At 56.7% G+C, this 20,885-nt stretch carries 12 protein-coding genes; 3 read left to right on the forward strand and 9 right to left on the reverse strand.

Annotation, left to right across the window (positions count from 1 at the left end; translation table 11 throughout):
* Positions 1-10 precede the first annotated feature (10 nt).
* Genes EGT74_RS00190 through EGT74_RS00200 form a run of 3 tightly spaced genes read left to right on the forward strand, consistent with a single transcriptional unit; the run spans position 11 to position 4,644 of the window.
* A complete protein-coding gene (locus tag EGT74_RS00190) occupies positions 11-1,651 on the forward strand; it encodes a RagB/SusD family nutrient uptake outer membrane protein (RefSeq protein WP_123844428.1) in 1,641 nt (546 codons plus the stop codon).
* 18 nt (positions 1,652-1,669) lie between these two features.
* Complete coding sequence (locus EGT74_RS00195) at positions 1,670-2,893, forward strand: glycan-binding surface protein (protein ID WP_123844429.1); 1,224 nt, start codon at positions 1,670-1,672, stop codon at positions 2,891-2,893.
* 2 nt (positions 2,894-2,895) lie between these two features.
* Entirely contained in the window at positions 2,896-4,644 is a 1,749-nt protein-coding gene (locus EGT74_RS00200) for an alpha-L-arabinofuranosidase (protein WP_123844430.1), read from the forward strand.
* 121 nt (positions 4,645-4,765) lie between these two features.
* On the opposite strand, the gene EGT74_RS00205 is transcribed toward EGT74_RS00200, so the two are convergent.
* The 9 genes from EGT74_RS00205 to EGT74_RS00245 all read right to left on the reverse strand — a co-directional run bounded on the left by EGT74_RS00205 (position 4,766) and on the right by EGT74_RS00245 (position 20,872).
* On the reverse strand, positions 4,766-7,180 hold the full coding sequence (locus EGT74_RS00205; RefSeq protein ID WP_123844431.1) for a GEVED domain-containing protein: 2,415 nt from the start codon (positions 7,178-7,180) through the stop codon (positions 4,766-4,768).
* A gap of 20 nt (positions 7,181-7,200) precedes the next feature.
* Positions 7,201-8,688: an FG-GAP repeat domain-containing protein gene (locus tag EGT74_RS00210; protein WP_123844432.1), complete on the reverse strand. Its 1,488-nt coding sequence runs from the start codon at positions 8,686-8,688 to the stop codon at positions 7,201-7,203.
* Positions 8,675-10,165: a RagB/SusD family nutrient uptake outer membrane protein gene (locus tag EGT74_RS00215; protein ID WP_158617937.1), complete on the reverse strand. Its 1,491-nt coding sequence runs from the start codon at positions 10,163-10,165 to the stop codon at positions 8,675-8,677. Before EGT74_RS00215 ends, EGT74_RS00210 begins: the two co-directional genes overlap by 14 nt.
* A 28-nt stretch (positions 10,166-10,193) precedes the next feature.
* The gene (locus EGT74_RS00220; protein WP_158617938.1) at positions 10,194-13,571 is read right to left on the reverse strand and encodes a SusC/RagA family TonB-linked outer membrane protein; all 3,378 of its coding nucleotides are present in this window, start codon (positions 13,569-13,571) and stop codon (positions 10,194-10,196) included.
* Positions 13,572-13,873: 302 nt separating this feature from the next.
* Positions 13,874-15,049: a FecR family protein gene (locus EGT74_RS00225; protein ID WP_158617939.1), complete on the reverse strand. Its 1,176-nt coding sequence runs from the start codon at positions 15,047-15,049 to the stop codon at positions 13,874-13,876.
* A gap of 84 nt (positions 15,050-15,133) precedes the next feature.
* Positions 15,134-15,736 (reverse strand): RNA polymerase sigma factor, encoded by a 603-nt coding sequence (locus tag EGT74_RS00230; RefSeq protein ID WP_123844436.1) that lies wholly within the window; start codon positions 15,734-15,736, stop codon positions 15,134-15,136.
* Positions 15,737-15,936: 200 nt separating this feature from the next.
* Positions 15,937-16,476, reverse strand: a complete 540-nt coding sequence (locus tag EGT74_RS00235) for a hypothetical protein (protein WP_123844437.1) — start codon at positions 16,474-16,476, stop codon at positions 15,937-15,939.
* A complete protein-coding gene (locus EGT74_RS00240) occupies positions 16,473-19,196 on the reverse strand; it encodes a GH116 family glycosyl hydrolase (RefSeq protein ID WP_123844438.1) in 2,724 nt (907 codons plus the stop codon). Before EGT74_RS00240 ends, EGT74_RS00235 begins: the two co-directional genes overlap by 4 nt.
* Before the next feature lie 38 nt (positions 19,197-19,234).
* Positions 19,235-20,872: a RagB/SusD family nutrient uptake outer membrane protein gene (locus EGT74_RS00245; RefSeq protein ID WP_123844439.1), complete on the reverse strand. Its 1,638-nt coding sequence runs from the start codon at positions 20,870-20,872 to the stop codon at positions 19,235-19,237.
* Positions 20,873-20,885 lie beyond the last annotated feature (13 nt).

Here is a 20,885-nt window from a genome sequence, read left to right on the forward strand (position 1 = left end):
GCATTACAACATGACCAAGATTTCTCCTAGCATATTACTCCTGCTGATCTGGTGCGGCTTGCTCGCCGGCTGCAGCAAAGATTTTCTGAACCGTCCGCCGGAAGACGCCATCGTGGACGCCAACTTTTACAAAACGTCCGAACAGGTGCTGGCGGGCACAGCGCCGTTGTACAACATCGTATGGTTCGCGTACAACGATAAATCGTCCCATGGCATCGGCGACGGGCGCGGCGGCGCGCTCATGTCCGGCTCCTACCAGGTGACCAACATCCGCATGCAGACCACCGACGTGACGCCGGAAGTGTACACCAGCTGGACGTCGTTCTTCAACGTGGTGGCGCAGTCCAACATGGTGATCAACAACCTCACCAAATACACGTCGCCCGCCGTATCTGAAAACGTCAAACAGGCCGGCATCGCCGAAGGCAGGTTCATGCGCGCGGTGGCGTACAGCTACCTGGTGCAGAACTGGGGGCCGGTGCCCATCATCGTGGACAACAACGTGCTGCTCACGGATACTTCCATCACGCGCAACACCGTGGAGTCCATCTGGGAGTTCATCATCCGCGACCTGCAGTTTGCCGCGCAGCACCTGCCCTCATCGCCCGCGCTGAAAGGCCGCATCACCAGCTGGAGCGCCAAGGGCATGCTGGCCAAGGCATATCTCAGCCGTGCAGGCATCAAGGGCACGCTCAACCAGGAAGACCTCAACGAAGCGAAAAAATACGCCCTCGACGTGATACAGAACAGTGGGGCGAAACTGATGGCGAACTACGAGGATCTGTTCCTCATGAAAAACAATAATAATTCCGAAAGCCTGTTTGCCCTGCAATGGAAATACGACGGCGACTGGGGCACACAGAACAGCGTGCAGGCTTTCCTGGCGTATGGCTCGGAAATCACCGGTTTCGGCGACGGATGGGGCGGCGACCTCGGCGCATCGCTGGATCAGCTGAAACTATACTCCGCCGCGGATAAACGCCGCAAGGCCACCTTTATGTTCCCCGGCGATCATTATCCCTATATCCATCAGTCCGTAGACGATCCCAACAACCCCGGCAAAAAGCTCATCCAGGAACTGCAGGTGCCGTGGAACTGGCAGGGCACCGACCGGTACAACACCCGCGCCTGGGTGAAAAAATATGTGGTAGGCCGGCCGGAAGACAATGAAGGCAAAGTGACGCAGCAGCATACGGAGATCAACACGTATATGCTTCGCCTCGCAGATGTGTACCTCGTGTATGCGGAAGCCGCGTTGGGCGCGGCCGCTTCCACAGCGGACGCTACCGCGCTGCGGTACTTCAACGAACTGCGCAGAAGAGCCGGTGTTCCGGAAAAGACGGTGATCACGGCCGACGACATCTTCACCGAAAGAAGGCTGGAACTGGCGATGGAAGGGCAGATCTGGTACGACGTGGTGCGCATGCATTACCACTCCCCGCAGAAAGCACTGCAGTTGCTGGCTTCGCAGGACAGGGGCACCTACCGCATCGTGCCGAACGCCGCCACCAACGCTACCAGCTGGACGATCACGTCGGACACGCCGGCTTTTTACCCGGTGACGGAAAGTAACTTCTACCTGCCGTACCCGGCCGTGGAACTGTCTGCCGCGCCCAACCTCCGCAAACCGCCTGTGCCTTACAAATTCTAAAGTCAAAAAAACAACGACATGAACAAACTGCCATCCATCATATGCATCCTGCTGCTGGGCCTGCTCTGGGCCTGCTCGAAAGACGACAGCGCCGGCGGCCCGCCCGCAGTGCGCGCCGTTACCCTGCTCGATTCCACGAAGCAGGACAGCGCCTTCACCCGTGCCCTGCCCGGCACGCTGCTGCTCGTCACCGGCGACAACCTGGGCGGCATCACCGAGGTGTATTTCAACGGCATGAAAGCTTATTTCAATCCTGCTTATAACACCAATACCCACCTCATCATTACCATCCCGGAGGAAGCGCCCACGGAGGCCACCGACCCGGCCGTACCCAACCAGATACGCATCGTGACCACGCACGGTGAAACCACTTATGCTTTTGTGGTAGACATCCCGCCACCCAGCATCACCGCCATCTCCAACGAAAATGCGCTGCCCGGCGATTCGCTGATCATCTACGGCTCCGCGCTCTGGCTGATCGAAAAGATCCAGTTCCCCGGCGGGCGCACCGTCACCGCGCTGAACGGCAACACCGAAGGCACGCGCGTGGGCCTCATCATGCCCGACCTCGGCACGGACACGGGCCGCATCACCATCGTCGCCAAATACGGCAGCACCCGTTCAGACGGGCCGCTGAACGATCACCAGAGCGGCGATGTATTCAGCAACCTCACCGACGAAGGGGAAACCGGCGAGCTGCCGCGCTTCAACTGGGCCTGGTGGGGTGCGGACCGCAAGAACGACGCCGCGTTGTTCCCCGGCACCCGCGGGCACTACCTGCATTGCCTGTTCGGCGGCGTAGGCGCCGACGACGGCGCCTGGTGGAACAACGGCCGCTCCGGCAACTTCAACGACGCCCCGATGTTTACCGCCGCCATCATGACGCAGCAGGCATCCAACTACGCGCTGAAGTTCGAGGTCAACACGAAAGAACCCTGGACCACCGCCGTTTGTGTTTTGCGTTTCGGCGATAACTATGCGTACCGCTTCACGCCGTTCACCGGCGCGCCCGGCCAATCGTTCCACACGGCCAACAAATGGCAGACGGTGACCGTGCGGCTGAGCGAGTTCAGGAAAGCCGCGGACGGTGTGGAAGGCACCGGCGCCAACGCCGCATCCATGGGCGACCTGCTCAAAGCCGGCGGCGTGGTGCCTTTCGGTTTCCGCATCATTTCAGCCGCCGCGCCGATAGAAGTGTTCAACGCGGCGTTCGATAATTTCAGGATAATAAAGGTCAATTAAGCATGAATGTAATAAGAGGAATCTGGTTGTTATGCCTGGTATCCGCAACCGCGGGAGCATGTAACAAAAGGAACGGAGGAGACCGCGGCAACGGCGGGCAACTGGGAGGAACAGACACGAGCGGAACATTGGTGAAACCCGATGATCCGCCCACGGCCAATACAATCGGCTTCTTCATGGACGGGTGGCGGGAACGCACATTCACCGCCCCCGCCTTTACGGAAAAGGCCCCCCCTGCCGCGGCCGCCTATACGGTAACGGTCGACGCGTCTGCCGTCGCCACGAAAGTATCCCCCGCGCTGTTCGGGAACAACGGCAACATCTTCATGAGCCAGGTGGTGAACCAGCCCAAACTGATCAATCACCTCATACAGCTGCAGCCCGGCATCATCCGCTTTCCCGGCGGCAACCTGAGCAGCGTGTATTTCTGGAATGCCGCGCCGGGGCAGCCGCCCGCCGACGCGCCGGCACAACTGGCGGATGCGGACGGCCGGCTCAGCGAAGCGGGTTACTGGTACGGTGGCAACACGGCAGACTGGACGATGTCCGTCGCCAATTATTACCGGATGCTGGAGCTGACCGGCAACCAGGGCATCATCACCGTCAACTACGGTTATGCCCGCTACGGCACCGGCACTGATCCCGTAGCTGTGGCCGCGCACCTCGCAGCGGAATGGGTGCGGGCCGACAAAGGCCGCACACGCTATTGGGAAGTGGGGAATGAAAGCAACGGCACCTGGCAGGCGGGATACCGGATCGATGGCGCCGGCAATAAAGACGGCCAGCCACAGCTGGTCAACGGAGACCTATACGGCAAACATTTTAAAGTATTCGCGGACTCCATGCGCAAAGCCGCCGCTGAAAACGGGAAGCCTATTTTTATCGGCGCGCAGCTGCTGGAGCACGAGCCGGCGATCTGGGCCACCACCACCGACAAAACATGGAATACCGGGGTGCTCCGGCAGGCGGGCGCTGCGGCGGATTATTTTATCATCCATAGTTATTATACGCCGTACAATACCAACTCCAATCCACCCGAAGTACTGGCTTCCGCCGAAACCGTCACCAAAGCCATGGTGGATCACGTGACGGCTTCGGCCCAATCGGCCGGCGTACCCATGAAACCCGTGGCGCTGACGGAATGGAATATTTTCGCCGTAGGCTCGCAGCAAATGGTATCACAGGTAAGCGGCATGCATGCCGTGCTGGTGATCGGCGAACTGATGCGCAACCGCTTCGGGCTGGCCTGCCGGTGGGACCTCGCCAACGCCTGGGAAAACGGCAACGATCACGGGCTGTTCAGCCAGGGCGAAGGCCCCTCCGGTGAACAGCGCTGGGAGCCGCGGCCGGCGTTTTATTATCTCTACTACTTCCGCCGGTGCCTGGGCGACCGCTTCATCCATACCGGCATTTCCGGTACAGACAGCGGTATCAACGCTTACGCGTCCACCTTCAGCTCCGGCGAGGCGGGCGTAACCCTTGTGAACAAGACGAATACCACGCGGGATGTGCAGCTCAGTTTTAAAAACTTCAATCCCGGCGGGCGGTATTATTGGTACGTGCTGACGGGCGGCGAAGGCGTGAGCAGCTTTTCCCGGAAGGTGTTCGTGAATGGCAATGGGCCCACCGGCATTGCAGGCGGGCCTGCCGATTATGCGAACGTGAAGGCGTTTAGCGCCGCTGCTTCGAAGGAGATAAAAGTGCAGTTGCCCCCGATGTCGGTGGTGTGCATGGTGGTGGAAAAGAAATGAGATACAGTAAACAATTTTTGAACGGAGATGCATGATCAAACTCCGGATGCCGGTCCTTTTCTTTACCGAAAAGGGCCGACCTTTTTTGGCCGGCCCCCTGGAACAATATCCTTCCTGCTACTTACCGGATAGTAAGCTTTTGTGTGCTTTTCCTGTTGTGCGCTTCCAGCACCACCACATAAATACCGGCGGGAATACCGGCGATGCTCACGGTAAACCGGTTCATGCCTTTTTCTACCCTCACGTCGCGGCGTTGAACGGTTTCGCCGGCCATGTTCAGGATGTTCAGCCTGCCTTGTGCGGCGGCAGTGCTCTCATGTTTCACCGTGAACTGGCCGCTTGCGGGGTTAGGGTAAATACTGAAGATGCCCTCGGTCTTTTGTTCTTCAGCCGGCATCGTATGCGCCACGGCCAAAGCGCCGCCGCCGCCGGCCGGTGTGATGCGCAGTTTAAAGTCGTGCGCGGTGGTATAATCCGCCTGCCCGCAGGGGCCGGGGTCTGTATTCCATGCATCATAAAAGCGGACGCGCATGCGCGTATTGCCGGTAACCGCGGATGCCGGCACACTCACCGTCCGGCTGATGTTCAGCACCGTGGCGCTATTGTCCTGGCTGGCGTTACCTGCGGTAAAGAGGGTTTCGCCGGCATCGGTAAAGCTGCCGTTTCCGTTCCAGTCCGCATACACATTCACCCGCGACCATTTGGTGTTGTTACTGTTCGTCATGTTGAGCGTAAAGGAATTTCCCTGCGCGGCCGCAATGGAGTCCGCCGTATAATAACCATAACCGTTCGCCGGGTATGCGCTGTTACTGTAGCTGATGTTATGCCCTGCCCCGGTGCTGGTCAGCGAAGTAATATAACGGTCCGTTGCGTGGGTGCCGCCGGATGCGGTGCAATAGGACGCGGAACCTCCCGTGCCGCCCTTTTCGAGGGCGATGTCGTCGAGTTTAATGAGGCCGGTGCCGGTGTTGGTGAAAGTCACCTTCACCGTTTTCACATGATCGCCGTATTCCGTGCCGGTTTTACAATCGAGTACGGATTGTGAAAAAGAGGCAGTCACCGCTGCCGCCGCCAGGTAAATGTTTTGCGTGGTCCCTTTCACGGGAGTGATATTTTCCACTTTCGCTTCGAGGTTACCCGCCCCGGCTGCCCAATACTTCAGCTGGTAGTTCTGATTATTATCCAGGTATACATACTGCGTGAGGGTTTGCCCCGCAGTCAGCGCAAAACCGTTGCTGCCCGATCTTTGCGCCGTAGCGGAAACGGTAGCGGTCCCTTCCCAGGGTAATAACTGCGTACCGTATTCGGCGCCGCCGTTCGGCAATTCGTTGCCGTTCACCACCGGCCACTGGTAACCGCGGATGAAATCCACTTCCATGCTGGCGCTGTCGCCCGCGCCGTAAATACCCAGGAACACATTCATAAAATGGTTTGCAGATTTGATATCGGTTTTGCCCGACCATTCTTTTTTCAACGCCCCGTTGATGTAGTATTTGATGCTCGTCGGCGTCCACAGCATGCCATGCGTGGCCCAGCTGGTCTGGTTGGTCAGCGTGGCGTTGTAGGTACCGAGGTTGCCCTGGAAGGTGCCGTCGGCCGCCACGTTGCCGTGAATGGTGAAGGGGGTGATGGTAGACGTGGCGGCATTGTCGCCCTGCTCGAACACGTCGATCTCGAATACCTGCCCCCTTGGCCGCACACCGGTTACAGGGCCGGTTTTGGAGGTGAAGGTATTGCCCAGTTCGGCATAATATTTCAGGTCGGGACCGGGTGAATCGAACCAGTAGGCGGCATTCAGGTTGGTCACCTGGGTGGTATTGCTGCGGCGCACCCTGATCTCGTAGTAACCGCCGCGTTTGTTGTCGAGGTAATTTTCGTTGCTCTGCCAGTCGTACGTCTGTATCGACGATACCTTCCTCCCGTTGGGCCAGAATGCCTGTGCCGGCGCGGCCGCCGATACCAGCAGCTGTATGCTGCTGCCGGTCATCCGGTATGCGGGCTGGGGCAACGTATTGGTCTGCATTTTGGTGAGGTTGGTCGTGTCGCGGTAGTCGATGGTGGAGTAATAGTTCGTGCTCCATTTGTTGCGGTTCAGCAGCGCGTCGTTAAACTCGTCGTGCCAGTACAACTGCATGCCGGCGGGCACCGCCGCGGAGCTTGGAATGGACAGCGATCCCGTTTCGGCGGGGTCCAGTACCCAGGCTTTGGTGGTGTTCACCATACCGGTGAGTGCGCTGCTGGCGCCGGACGCGTTGTAGGCTTCCACCCAAACGTAATAGTCCGTCAGTGCGTTCACGGTGGAGATGTAATACCGGCCGGTATTAGCGCCGATGGTGGCGTTGGGGGTGCCGGGTTTGACATTGGCGGTGGACCAGTAGATCCGGTACCCCTGTTCATTGGCCGCATTGTCCGTCCAGTTCAGGCGTATCCAGCTCCTGGTGCCTGTCAGTTTCAGCGCTGTAGGAGCAGCTGGCGTTTGTGCGATGCTGGTTACCGCCACCAGCAGGAATGATATAAAGAACAAAAGCTTTTTCATTGGGTGATTTTAAGTGATGTTCAGAATCGGTTTTCCCAGATGATGAATTCGGGGCCTTGCAGCCACCGGTTCATTAACAATGTGTTGTTGCCCGGTTTGGCGGCCATATTGCCGGCGAGAATGTCCGGCCGGCCATCGCCGTTCACATCCTTGACGTCCATGCAAACCCATCTCCCCATCGCGGCCACCTGCTCGTCCGCATATACATCGAACTGCCATGCCTGCCTTTGCAGGAGGTACACGAGCGCCTGTACAGGCTTCCGTTCAAAGTCCGCGAAAAAACTGATCACCGCCAGGTCGGTTTGCCCGTCGCAGTTGAGGTCTGCCGGTATGGCCCGGTAGCATCCATCGAGATGCCGGAAATACACCTGCCGGTAACCGGCGCCGGTGTTGCGGAAAACATATACGCCGTGATATGGCTTGAATACGGGCGACTGGTCCGCGTTATCGCCGCAGGTGTACACGATATCCTTTCTGCCGTCGGCATCCATGTCTGCCAGCTGGAAGTACGAGGAACCGTACGATGGCGGGAACGTGAGCAGATCCTGCTGCCGGAACCTGCCGTTTCCTTCGTTGATGAACGCGGTGATGCATTCTTTTCCCTGCGCGAACATCGCGACAATGTCCGTTCTTCCGTCGTGGTTCACATCTTCCGCATACATCCTGATGGCGCCGGGAATAGCCGCGATGGTCTTTTTGCCCGCCGCCGTGAAAACGGACAGCATTCCTTCCATAAACCCGAACTCACACACGAACAGGCCCTCCGGCATTTTCAGCGCCTGCACCGGCCGGTAGAGGCTGTCGCACAGCAGGCGGCGGCTCACGATCTTCCGCTGCCGGATAACGATCTCTTCCACGCTGCCGTTCCTGTTCAATCCGCCGGGGTTGATCTGGCCGATGTTCGTGAGCAGGTAACGGCCTTCGCCGAGCGGGGCAACGTCTGCCACGGAAGTATGCAACAGGCTGTCTGCCTGCTGCAGCTGCGGATCGAAAATGCGCAATACGCCGCTGTGTATGTCCGACTGGAAAAGGATTTGTGCTGCTTCGTCGAAATAGATGCAGGCCGTGAACGACGTGGCTCTTTTGTCCGGGAGGCGCAACGCGAATCCGGCGGCGGGCCTCACTTTTTCCGGCGAAGGTTCCGGCAGCTGATCCGGCGCCTGGCGCAGGTACCAGGCCACGATCTTTTTCCATTCATCCAGCGGAATAGCGGTGCGTACACCCGCGATCACGGGGTCGCGCAGATGCGCCAGCTGTGGCGGGAGCATTTTGTATTCGCCGCTGCGGTCTGTATAAATATCCGCGAAAGCGCCCATGGCGGGCAATACGCTGTTTTTCCATACCGCTTTCGGCAGCAGCGCGGGGGCAGGGAACGCGTGGCAGGCGGCGCAGTATTTCCGGGCCGCAGCTTCGCCGTCGCTCCTCCTTTCCGCACATCCCGCGAGTGCCAGAAAAAAAATGAGCCTGACGATGGTCAGGCTCATGCGGGTATGTTTAGTAATCTTCATTTTGTTTTACAACGCCTTTGGTTTCATTGATCACCTTCCTCGGCAGCGGGTGGAGTACGTAGCCCGGTTTGGTGAAAACGGAGCCTTCGTCTTTCGCACGCTGGATGAAGGTGCCCCACCGGATCATGTCTTCCCTGCGGGCGCCTTCGCACCATAATTCAAACAGCCGCTCGTCCATGAGTTTTTTCCTGAACGCATCTTTGTCGAACTGGCCCAGCGTGTACGTGGGCACGCCGGCGCGGGTACGTACGGCGTTGAGCAGGTTGTAGGCTTCCTGTACGGGGCCCTGGTCTTCGTTGATGGCTTCAGCCGCCAGCAGCATGGCATCCGCGTAACGCCACACCACAATGTCGGTGCCCTGCGTTTCGCTGATGGCGCCCGGGTCGGGGCCGTATTTCATGGGAATGGCGCCGATGTAGTTGTTCGCACGGGCGTCGAAGGTGGCGCCGCCGTTGGTCGGCCATTTGGCCAGCAGCACGCTCAGGCGTTTATCGTTCTGGTCAAAGCGGTCGTATGTTTTCCAGGGCATCTTGTAGCCACCCCACTGCGTAATGGAAAGGCCGCCGGGGTCAACGTAGTTGCCGGGCATGCACATGGCGAGCCAGAGGTTGCTATTGTCCGCGTCGAACCGGCAGGGAATCGCCAGCAGTACTTCCAGGGTATTCCCCTTGTTGGAATACTTGAAAATATCGGCGTAATTCTTCTGCAGGTCGTGGCCGTACGTTTTGAGAACGTTGAACTGGTTGATGGTTTCCTTCCAGTTTTTTTCATGCATGTACAGCTTTATCAGGCCCATCAGGCAGGCGTCTTTCGTAAACCGGCCATAGTCTGCGGCCGCCAGTTCGCTGGCTTTGGGCAGCACGGCCAGGGCTTCTTTGTAATCCTTTTCGATCTGGGCTACCATCCATTGTTTGTCCGGGCGGGGAATCGGCGCCGCGGCGGGGTTGGAAGCCTCCTTCGCGTCTATGCGGATAGGCACGGGCCCATAAAAGTTATACAGTATCCAGGAGTAATGCGCGCGTAATGCTTTCAGTTCCGCGAGGTAACGGTTTCTGAGCGTTTCGTCCATCTTGACCGTCGGGATTTTCTCCAGGTTGAGGGTGATCTCGGAAACCATGGGCATCAGGCCGTTGTAGTGGTTCAGCAGCTGGGAAAAGTCTTCGGAGAAATTCAGCTGGTTGAATTTCCGCCAGCCGTCCCAGCCCCAGGAACAGACGAGCTCGTCCGTCATAAAACTGCTTTGCGCCACCCAGCCTTCGTTGGCGCCTCCCCAGCCGCCGCCGTAGTGGCCCCGGTTCAGCATCCCGCCGTACATGCCGGTAACAGCCGCTTTTACGTCTTCCGCATTGAGGTAAAACGTGGATGAAGAGAACTTGTCGTATGTTTTTTCCTCCAGTGCTTTTTCGCAGGAAGTATATCCCAGGATGCAGGCGAGCAGCACGGGTATCAGTTTATTGTATGGTTGCTTGCGTCTCATTTTCATGGATTTAAATTGAACAGATCGGCTAGAATTTAGCGTTCAGGCCAATGGTGAAGGAACGTGACATCGGGTATGCGAGATAGTTCTGCAATTCCGGATCGATGCCCCTGTACTTTGTGATGATAAAGGGATTCTGCACATTCGCATACAGCCGCAGCCCGGTGAGCACGGATTGTTTGCTGATCAGCCCGTGGCCGACAGTATACCCCAGTGTGATATCGCGGCAGCGAAGGAAACTCCCGTTCTCCAGCCAGTAATCGGAATCGCTTGCGTAGCTGCCGTAAGGATCGTTCAGGCCGGTGGGATATTTTGCCGTCGTATTGTCGTACGACCAGCGTTCCTTCACAACGCTCAACACATTCCATCCGAACTGCCCGAGCTGGGCATAGGTGCTGAAGGAAGACGCAAGGTCGGAGTTGTATTTTTTCTGTATATACCCGTACATGAAGATGCCGAGGTCAAAATTCCTGTAGCTGAAAGTGTTGTTGAAACCAAAACTGTAACGGGGCCCGTTGATGCCCAGCAATATGCGGTCTGCGGATGAAATCCTGCCGTCCGGTTTGCCCGTGAGGTTCCCGTTGGTGTCGTACCCGTTCAGGTCTTTTACCATGATGCCGCCGGGTAATATGCCCGGCATGTGTGCAGGCGCCGCTTTTCCTCCCTGGAAAATACCGTCGCTGACATACCCGTAAATGGCATTGAACGGCCCGTCGGGCGCTTCATATTTCGGCAGGGTCTGCAACGCATTGGGGGAACGGGTCACCCATGAATTGAAGTAATGCGATACGTTGATGGTGGTAGACCAGTTAAAACCTCCGGCCTTGTTGCTCACGATATTTTTGGTGTTCAGGTTCACGTCCCAGCCCCGGCTGCGTGTTTTACCGGCATTGCTCGCTACCTGCGATACGGGGAAGTCCGTCAGCAGGGGCACTTTGGTGAGCAGGTCAACGATCGTTCTGTTAAAATAATCGAACGAACCGCTGATCCTGTTCTGGAGCACCTGGAAGTCCAGACCCACGTTGATATCCCGCTGCGTCTCCCAGCTGAGGTTTTCATTACTGAGCTGGTCGAGCGTAACGCCGGGCAGGCTGGTGTTGCCGAATACGTAAGGGCTGTTGGAGGTGTAATAGGAGAACGCGCTGCCGCCGATGTTGCTGTTGCCGGTGGTGCCATACCCTGCCCTGAGTTTCAGGAAGTTGATGGCTGGTATGTGATTTTTGATGAAGTTCTCTTCGGAAATAATCCACGCGGCGGATACGCCGGGGAAGGTGCCCCATTTTTTGTTGGCGGCGAAGTTGGACGCGCCGTCTCTCCGGAGGCTGGCGGTAAGGATGTATTTGTCCGCCAGTTCATAGATCACGCGGCCGAAGTATGATTTCCAGATACGGGTGGGGTTCTGGTAAGAGCTCACGCCCGGCCTGGGCGCGGTGCCATAGCCGATGTTGTAGAACAGGAAGTTGTCCGTCGGGAAACGGTCGTTATACAGGCCGAGGCCGTCCCAGTCGCTTACCTGGTAAGAATGCCCCACCAGGGCCTGGATGCTGTGGATGTCGCCGAACTGTTTGGTATAGTTGGCGGTTATTTCAGACAGCTTGGACACGGAGTTGCTCTCGTTGATGGAGGCCTGTCCGCCTGAACGGGCGCCATACAGGAAAGATTTGGGCAGATAGGCGTACCGCTTGCTGGCAGACTGATCGTAGCTGTAGTTGTACTTCAGTTTCAGCGAGGGTATCACGTTCCATTCCGCATAACCGGAAGTGAGCAGGCGGCTGCTTTTCGTGTAATCCGTGATGTCGAGGAAAGAGAGCGGGTTCGGCGAATTCTGATAATCCGGGTTGATGGGATAATTGCCCTGCGCGTCTTTCAGCGGCATGGTAGCGGGATAATAGAATGCGGACAGCACCATGCCGGAGTATTCGTTCTGCTGTGTGCCCACGTTGGCGTTGTCCGCCTTGGAGCCGGACGCGATCACGTTCACGCCTACTTTCACGAACGGGGAGATCGCCTGGTCGAGACTGATGCGTCCGCCATAGCGGGTAAAATTGGAATGCTCCAGTACGCCCTGCTGGTTGAGGTAGTTGCCCGAAACATAATAGCGGGTTTTGTTAGCCATGCCGGAGAGCGATATATTATGCTGCTGCGTGAATCCCTTACGGGTAATGGCATCCACGGCATTGGGCTGCATACGCGTGGTATCGATCTGCGTTTGCGTATACTTGGGCTTGAAGGGCGTAACGGTAGCCGGATCGGTGTTGCCGTACGGAGCGATCTTGTTATCGAACATCCACTTCTCATACCCGATCTTGTTCCTTTGCTCCATATATTCCTTCGTATTCAGGATGTCGTAGAACTTGAAGATGTCCTGGAAAGAATGGTTCACGTCGTATTCCAGCTTAGGTTTGTCGCCTTTCCCCTGTTTGGTGGTGATGAGCACAACGCCCGCGCCTGCCCGTGCGCCGTAAATGGCGGTGGCGGAGGCGTCTTTGAGGAAGTCGATGGACTCGATGTCGTTCGGGTTGATGAAGTTCAGCGGCGAACGGTCTACGCCCGAGCTGCCGTAACGGGTGCTCGAGGAAGGTTCTCCCGCGTTGTCGTTGATGATCACCCCGTCTACCACATAGAGCGCGCCGGGCGAAGCAAAGGAAGGATTGCTCCGTATCTGCAGGCTCACACCCGCGCCGGGCTGGCCGCTGCTCTGGATCGCCGAGATGCCGGACGCACGGCCCGCCAGTGCCTGCACGATGTTGGTGGATGCGGCCGTGTTCAGTTCAGCTGTTTTTACGGAAGAGATCGCACCGGTCACCGTCTTTTTCTTCACGGAACCATAGCCGATCACCACTATTTCCTGCTGTTGCGTTACCAGCTCTTTCAGCACCACGTCCACCGTCGTATTGCCGTCGATGGCCACTTCTTTCGTTTCCTTGCCGATGAAGGAAAAAACAAGCGCCTGGGCGGCATTCTCCGGTACCTGGATGGTGTACTTGCCGTTTGCGTCGGTACTGGTGCCGAGGCGGGTGCCTTTTACCTGCACGGTCACCCCGGGCAGCGGCAGGCCGCTTTCATCCGTTACCCGGCCCGTTACCCCGATGCGCACGGGGGCAGTGGCCACCACTTCCTTCTGGTTGACCACCACCACTTTGTCGACGATGTTGTATACCAGCGGCTGGTCTTTGAAACAAAGCGCCAGCACGTCCTGCAGCGAAGCGTTGCTCACCTGGATGTCCAGCTTGCGGGCCTGCTTCAGGAGTTTTACATTATACCAGAAAGAGTAGCCGGTCTGTTTTTCGATTTTGGAGAACAGTTTCTCCAGCGGAATGTTCCGCTCGTGTATCGTAATGGTCTGCGAGCTGGCGATGGCGGGTAACTCGAGACCGATGATTAATAAAAGTGCCGCCAGTTTCATGAGTAGCAGTTTTGTTAGTCTGTTTCGGAACAGCGGGACTTGGACGTATCCCCCGCCTGCTCCCGGAAAGTTTTTTTCAGGGAAAGCATGTAATTGCATAGCTTTGGTTGTTTGGATTTAAATGAACATTCTGAGAAAAGGAATACCGTTCGGTCCAAATGCTGCCGCTTCATCTCGTACATGAAGCGGTTTTCATTTTGCAGGACCGGTGTGTGTGGAATACAGTAAAACGCAGGTGATAATTTACCCTGTAGGCATAATTAGATGTTTGGTTGAATGTGAATAAATCATTGTTGTTACGGCTACGATCTGATGATCAGTCTGGTGCCTTCTATTCTGAATTGTATACCGCTCAGTTCAAGTACTTTCATCATTTGGGAAGCCGGCGTGTTCCTTGAAACGCGGCCGTTGAAACGGCCATCCGGCACGGGGCCTTCGTACACCACATCCAGGTTGTACCATTTTTCAACCTGCCGCATGATCTGGCGGATATCTGCTTCCTCGAAAACAAAAAATCCGTTTTTCCATCCCATTACCTCGTCCAGGTTCACCTGGCGGGCCAGCGTTATCTGGCCGTCTTTCCCCACGCGCGACTGCTGGCCGGGCGCAAGGAGCTGCGTGGCGGCGCCCTGCTTTACCTGAACGCTGCCTTCGAGCAGGGTGGTCCGTATTTCGGCTTCATCCGCATAAGCATTCACATTAAAATGAGTGCCGAGCACGGCGATCTCCATATCGTTGACCTTGCAGCGGAACGGTATGCGCTGGCCGTTCTTGTCCGCCCTGGCCACTTCAAAATAAGCTTCTCCCGTTACCTCCACGTACCGCTCGCTGCCGGTAAAGGCGACCGGGAAGCGGATAGACGACGCACTGTTCAGCCACACCCTGGTGCCGTCCGACAACGTTAGCTGGTATTGCCCGCCACGCGGGGTGGCCACTTTATTAAAAACCGGCGCTTCATTGCCGCCTGTGCCGGCATTATAGGTAAGCTGACCCGGCAGTTTGATGATCTTCGTATTGCCCTGCTGGCCCACGGAGCCGCTGCCCGCACTGTCGAGGTTCACGCTTGTACCGTCTGCCAGCACCAGCACGGCCTTATTGGTGCCCGGAAGAGCATCCCCGGCCGGCATGGCTGTAGCCGTTGCAGGCGTCTTTTCCCGTTGGGCGGGTGCCCGCCACAACCAAAAGCCCGCAGCCACCAGTACCAGTACGGCCGCCGCAATTTTGGAAAAGAACACGATCCGCGACCGCACCGAAGGGCGTTCCTTCGCGGTAACGGTCTGATACATAAAGTCCCAGTCGATATCGCCCCCTTCCTTTTCAGACGGCAGCTCACTGTACTGCCCGCTGATCAGCTGGCTGAGCGCCTCCCTCCCCGCGGGTGCCCGCAGTTCACTGAACAGTTCTTCCAGCTCCTCGCGGGAGCAGTTTTTATTCGTGTATTGTGTTAACAGGTACCGAAGCCGGTCGTTGGATGGCATAGTCATAATTATCGGCGGGAAAGTGATCCCCCACATCATACAGACTGTTCTAAAAGAAAAGAGTACTGGTGAAACTCAAAAAAATTAATAAAAAGCGGTAAAAACGGTAATCCCCAGCAGTACGGCGGGCTCGTACTGGGTGTGCAGGAAGGTCCGGATAAAGCGGAGAATCTCCACCATGGTGTTTTTGACGGTGGGTACGGATATACCCAGCCGCTGGGCGATCTCCTGGTGGCTGAGCCCATCCCGGCGGCTTAAGTGATAAATGGTCTGTTTGCGGGTAGATAGCCTGGAGAGGGCTTTCCCGACGATGTTGGCGGTTTCGGCGGCCAGCACCGCCTGTTCGGTATACTCCACCTCTTCCTGGATATTGGCCCATACCTGCGTCCGCAGTTTTTTATCGCGCGCCAGCCGGGTGAGGTGATCCATTACCAGGTTATGCGCCATGGTATAGATGTATTTTTTAGGAAATGTTACCCCGGAGAGGGTGCCGCGGCGCCGCCACAGCTTCAGGAACAGCTCCTGCACGATCTCTTCCGAATCGGCGCGGGAATGGGTGAGCTCAAATGCAAAGCTGAACAGCCGCAGCCGGTACAGGTCAAATAACTGCCGAAATGCCGTTTCGTCCCCTCCGTCGATCTGCCGGAAGAGATACGCTTCGTTATGTACCACTGAGTCTTTGTCCATATGTTCACTGAAGGAGTAAATTTAATTTCTTTTTTAAATTCCGGGGGAAAATTGTTTAGAGGCCGTGTGACTTAGCCAGCGGGCATTGTCGCTTTGGGGGATAGCTGCGAGCTGGCGTTGCCGGGCAGCCGTTTTGTAACATACCCTACAAAAAAAGCCCCGGAAAAATCCGGGGCATCGCTTTTCATACAAACATGAGGTTATGGGTTCATTTTCCGACGTAAGGCGGTTTCTTTTTCATTGCTCCAATACGCGCAGTCCAGTTCAAAAAATACGGAGGTGTATGGATGCAGCGATTCCGTTTTCAGCACCAGTACCGAAAACGTTCCGGCGGCGGCGCTCATCTTCCCGAACACCGTATCGTGCAATATCACGTTCACTTTCTGCGGACCGAGCACAGTGGCGATCTCCTTTTCTGCCGCGGTAATGCCGGGTGACAGCGAATCCGTCATATAGGCCAGTTCCGCGTCGCGGTACACGATGGGTTTTACATGTGGTGAGGCCACCAGTTGCCGCTGCACGAATTCCAGCACTTCCGGCATGGCCGCGCCGGTGTTCACCGTAAGGATGCCGGCGTTGGTCTGATCAGGGAAGGCTTTATCCACAATCAGCACCCAGTTGCGGTGGCCGAGCAATGGCAGTTGTTGTTCAACGGTGCGCTGCCAGGATTCCGCAGGCATCGTTGTTCTTTCACCGGCCGTACAACCGGCCAGTAACAGTAAAAAAAACATTTTCCTCATGCGATACCGATTTGAAGGGTACCGTTTTCTTCCACCATTACGGTGTTCTTCAGCCGGATGAGTACGCGTTTCCCTTCCGTTTTAAATTGGGCGGGCACGGCGGCGCCGTTCACGCGTACAGTGACTTTGCCGGGCTTCCATTCCTGCACCAGCTCAAACATCAGCCGACCAACCGGCAGGTTGCCGAAAACCACCTTCAGTTCGTGCTGCTGGCCCGCCGCGCCCGCCTGCTGGCTATAAGTGCCCCAGCCTTCCGCAGCAGTGAAGGCCGCTTTAAAGTTTTCCGGGCTGACGCGCGGCGCAAAGCCGATATACTTTTTCGGGCCGTGGTATTCAAAACCACAGGCGCTGATGAAAGTGCCGTAACTGGCCATCGCGCGAGCGTAGTGATCGCTGCATTCTATTTCGTTGTAGGGGTTTCTTTTGGCGCCATGATACCGGTCGTGGATCACGCGCGTCAGCACAAGGGCCTCGTCTGCCATACCTTCTGCCATCATGTGCGCGGCCACCTGGTGCTCGAATCCCGACATACATTCATGAAAGTATCCCAGCTGCCAGGTCACGTCCTCACCGTAAGGTTTGGGCTCGTTGCGCGGGTTGGTGTTCATGATCATGCCGCCTTCCCCTTCGAGCGCATACGGCCGCCCGCCGGTGTGGGTTTTGATGTAAGGTCCTACGTCCATCGTGAAGTTATATTTCCACAGCGCTTTTAACGCCGACAGCGACTTGTCTCTATCCAGCACCCGTGGCAGGCCCACCTGGAAAGCCCAGCTTTGGCCGTATACCTGGTCGATGTGACAGGTGTTGTAAGAACCGAGTTTTTTTCTTCCCTGCACGGCATCCGGGCGGTGGATAAAATATTCGCCGTTGAACAGCTCTTTTTCCATATTCGCCTTCCCTTTCTGCACATACGCCGCACAGGTTTTCGCAAAGGTGGTATCACCTGTTTCTTCCGCCATGCTTTGCGCGGCGCGCGCGGCGGCGATGCACAGCCCCACTATCCAGGCGATCTCTCCTTCCCATACCGCATCGAGGGTGTTCTCCATGGGAGAATCCGTCATGCCGTCGCCGTTTTTGTCCTGCGCCAGCATGAACTGAACGGCCTTTTTGATTTTCGGCCAGTTGGCGCGCAGGAAAGCATCGTCTTTGCTCATCTGGTGCTCCCGGTAAATACGGAGGATGGTGCCTGCCTGCCCGTCGATGGCGGGGCGGTTTTCATTCTCGGCCCGGAAGATGATGGCGCCGGAATCTTCTTTGAAAGCCACCCCCAGGTCTACGCGCTGGCGCTGGTCTCTTTCGATAGAGGGGAATATGCGCGCAGCGGTGTGCCCGTATTGCCATACGTGCGTACAGGTGCCCGCGCAGGCGCCTACACCTTCCCAGCCCCAGAAGCGGCCGCTGGCAAAGCGGTACGTATTGGCGGTGGCCAATGTGCCGATGTTCACGAAAGTTCTTTCGAGGAACCAGTGCGGCAGCGTGGAATCGTTCCAGGTCTGCTGCCAGCGCTCCGTCAGGGTGGTGAGCCGTTTGAAATGCGCCGCAAGATACGCCGCCGTAGCTGCCGCATCTTTAAACCGGACGGCATACTCAAAACCGCCGTCCGCATCTTTCACCAGCTTTTTCAGGCCGGGATGCGGATTGTTAAAATGCCAGGTGATGAAATAATCCGCCTCCATTGTATCGCCTGGCGCCATCTGCTGCGATACCGCCAGTGCGCCCACCAGCTTATCGTCGCCATCGGCTTCGGCAGCTGCAGCAGTGTTGTTACCGAACGACTCCGCCGTCACCGGCCAGGGGTTGAAGGACGCATGTGTCGTCGCCGCTTTGCCCATCAGGGAAATACTCATGCTTCCGGCATCTTTGGCGGTAAGTAATTCGGCATCCGAAGTGTTGTAGCCAAAATGGATGGACGTAAAAGTATCAGCGGATATTACTTTGCTTTGTTTTTTGCCGCTACCGGCTTTGGCGGTGATCTTATTCACACCGTTCTCCATCCAGCCCACCAGGCTCGCCTGCATGGGTCTACCGGAAATATTTTTGATCTCCGCGCGCAGGATGGTGGCAGGCAACGATGAATCGTCCGCATTCAGCGGCACGAAAGGCGAATATACTTTCAGCCGCACCTCCACCGGCGCGTTTTTGCCGGTATAGGTAATCACCGCCATGGGATAGGCAGCTTCGAAACGGATTTCGTCCCAGTGGTCTTCCCTGAGCTCTCGCACCCAGGTTTTCCCTTCCTGCTCCACCTTCACGGCAAAGCCCTGTTCCAGCACGCGTTTATTGTCCGCCATGGCGGGCTCCACGTATGCGGCGCCATCGCGGACGCGGATCTTACGCAGCTTTGTACCATCGTGCCAGTTCACGGTTTTGGGATCGATGCCTTCGTGGGTGCTTTCGATGGTTTCATTGTACACCTGCCACAGCCAGAGACGGCCGTCGCCACCCACATATACGGTGCCCGCATGCAGGCCGCCCACCGGCATACCGAGAAACTGCAATTCATTGCGGCTTTTGAGGTATGCTGTTGCCGTTCCCCGTTCGTAAAGGGATTTGAGCCAGGCGGTATCGATGCCTTTGTCTGCAGGAATATTATGCAGCGGATATTCTTCAAACGCCACGCCCCTCGCCCACACTGGGATACGGGCAACCGCGAGGCCTGCGGTAAACAGGCCCGCGATTTTCAGAAATTCTCTTCTCGGATGCTCTTGTTTTTTTTCCATCATCTTTGATTTTTCCAGTCTTGGTGCCCGTTGAACTTTTACCAGTTCGGGTTCTGCGGCAGCAGTTTTTTATTCTTGTCTGTTGCGGATTCAGGGATCGGCCAGAGGTAATGTTTTGTTTTATCGAACGTCCTGTTCTGGGCCAGAAAAGCGGGTTTGGTCCAGTCCCCAACAGCATCGGACACTTCGCTGTTGATGCCGTATGCGGGTTTGTTCAGCACGTTTTCCGCGATCTTCCAGCGGAGAATATCGAAATACCGTTTGTGCTCCGCCACGAACTCATGCCGGCGCTCTTCCCGTATCTTTTCGCGCATAGCGGCCTGGTTGCCCAGCAGCGCATTTACCACCGGCAGCCCGGCGCGTTTGCGCACCTCGTTCATAGCCACCGCAATCTGCGGGTTGGCCGGCTCATATTCATTTAGTGCTTCGGCAAGCATCAGCCATGTCTCCGCGTACCGGTAAATCGGAAAATTCGTGTATGAACGCGTCGGATTGGGGTTTTCCGGTTCCGCAAACTTAAGGTACATATACCCGGTGATACCGCCACCTTCGCTGTTCATTTTCTCGGGTTGTTTGTACGACGGATGAGGCTGGTACGGCCTGAATTTGCCGTCGGGCCGCAGGCAAGGCACACCGGGCAACAGGAATGTCTGTTTCATACGCGCATCCCGGTTTTCCCATGGATTGGCTTTGTCGTACAGCGGGGACACGCGGATATGCTGGCCATCAGTGCATTCGTAGGAATCGATCAGGTCGCGGGTAGGGCAAAAGCTCGCCCAGCCCTGCCCCGTGATGGAGCAACCATTGGGCAGGCACAACACGGGCAGCATGTGCACGATCTCATTCGGCACATATTGGTACGCCAGAATCACTTCTTTGTTATTGTTGTTGCTTTCATGCCTGAAAAGATAACTGTAATCGGCCTCGAGCTGATAGCGCTGCATGTTCACTACTTCCTGCGCCGCCTGGGCGGCGGCCTTCCAGAGGGCCGGTTCGTCCTGCCCGGCATGAAATTTCCGGTAGCTGGCCATGTACAGGTACACATCGGCACGCAACATCAGCGCGCCGGCTTTGGTGACGCGGCCCATGTCTTTCGCGTCTGTGTATACCACCGGCAGGTTCGCCACGGCGGAATCGACATTCTGCAACACGTAATTGAGCACTTCCTGTTTGGGACTGCGCGAAAGGGCGGCGTTTTCGAGGCTCACCGGCGTTTCCCTGATAAGCGGAATATCGCCGAAATGTTTCACCATCCTGAAGTACCGCATGGCCAGCGCAAACCGTACTTCTGCGCTCATGCGTTTTTTCAGGTTGGCATCGAGCTCCATCTCCCTGAGCTTGTCAAGCGCATTCAGCGCACGGTAAATAAAATCGTATTTCCATTCTTCCAGCAGATAGGCATCGGCGGCAGATTGGCTGCCCATACTGATATAACCCAATCCGCCTTCGCCCCAGGCGTTAGTCATCACGGAGTTGTCGCTCTGGCAATCTTTCCAGAAATCCCGGCTCGATGGCAAAGTGGCATACACGGCATTCACCCCGGCTTCAGCATCGGCCACGCTTTTCCAGAACGTTTCATTCGAGGGCTCGGACAGGGGGGCCCTGTCGAGGTACTTGGAGCAGCCCTGCATCAATGCCGCGGCCGCCAATAATATATAGACAAAAGATCTTTTCATAATCAGATGCTGT

Origin of the sequence: Chitinophaga lutea, from assembly GCF_003813775.1 — a bacterium.
Classification (GTDB): domain Bacteria; phylum Bacteroidota; class Bacteroidia; order Chitinophagales; family Chitinophagaceae; genus Chitinophaga; species Chitinophaga lutea.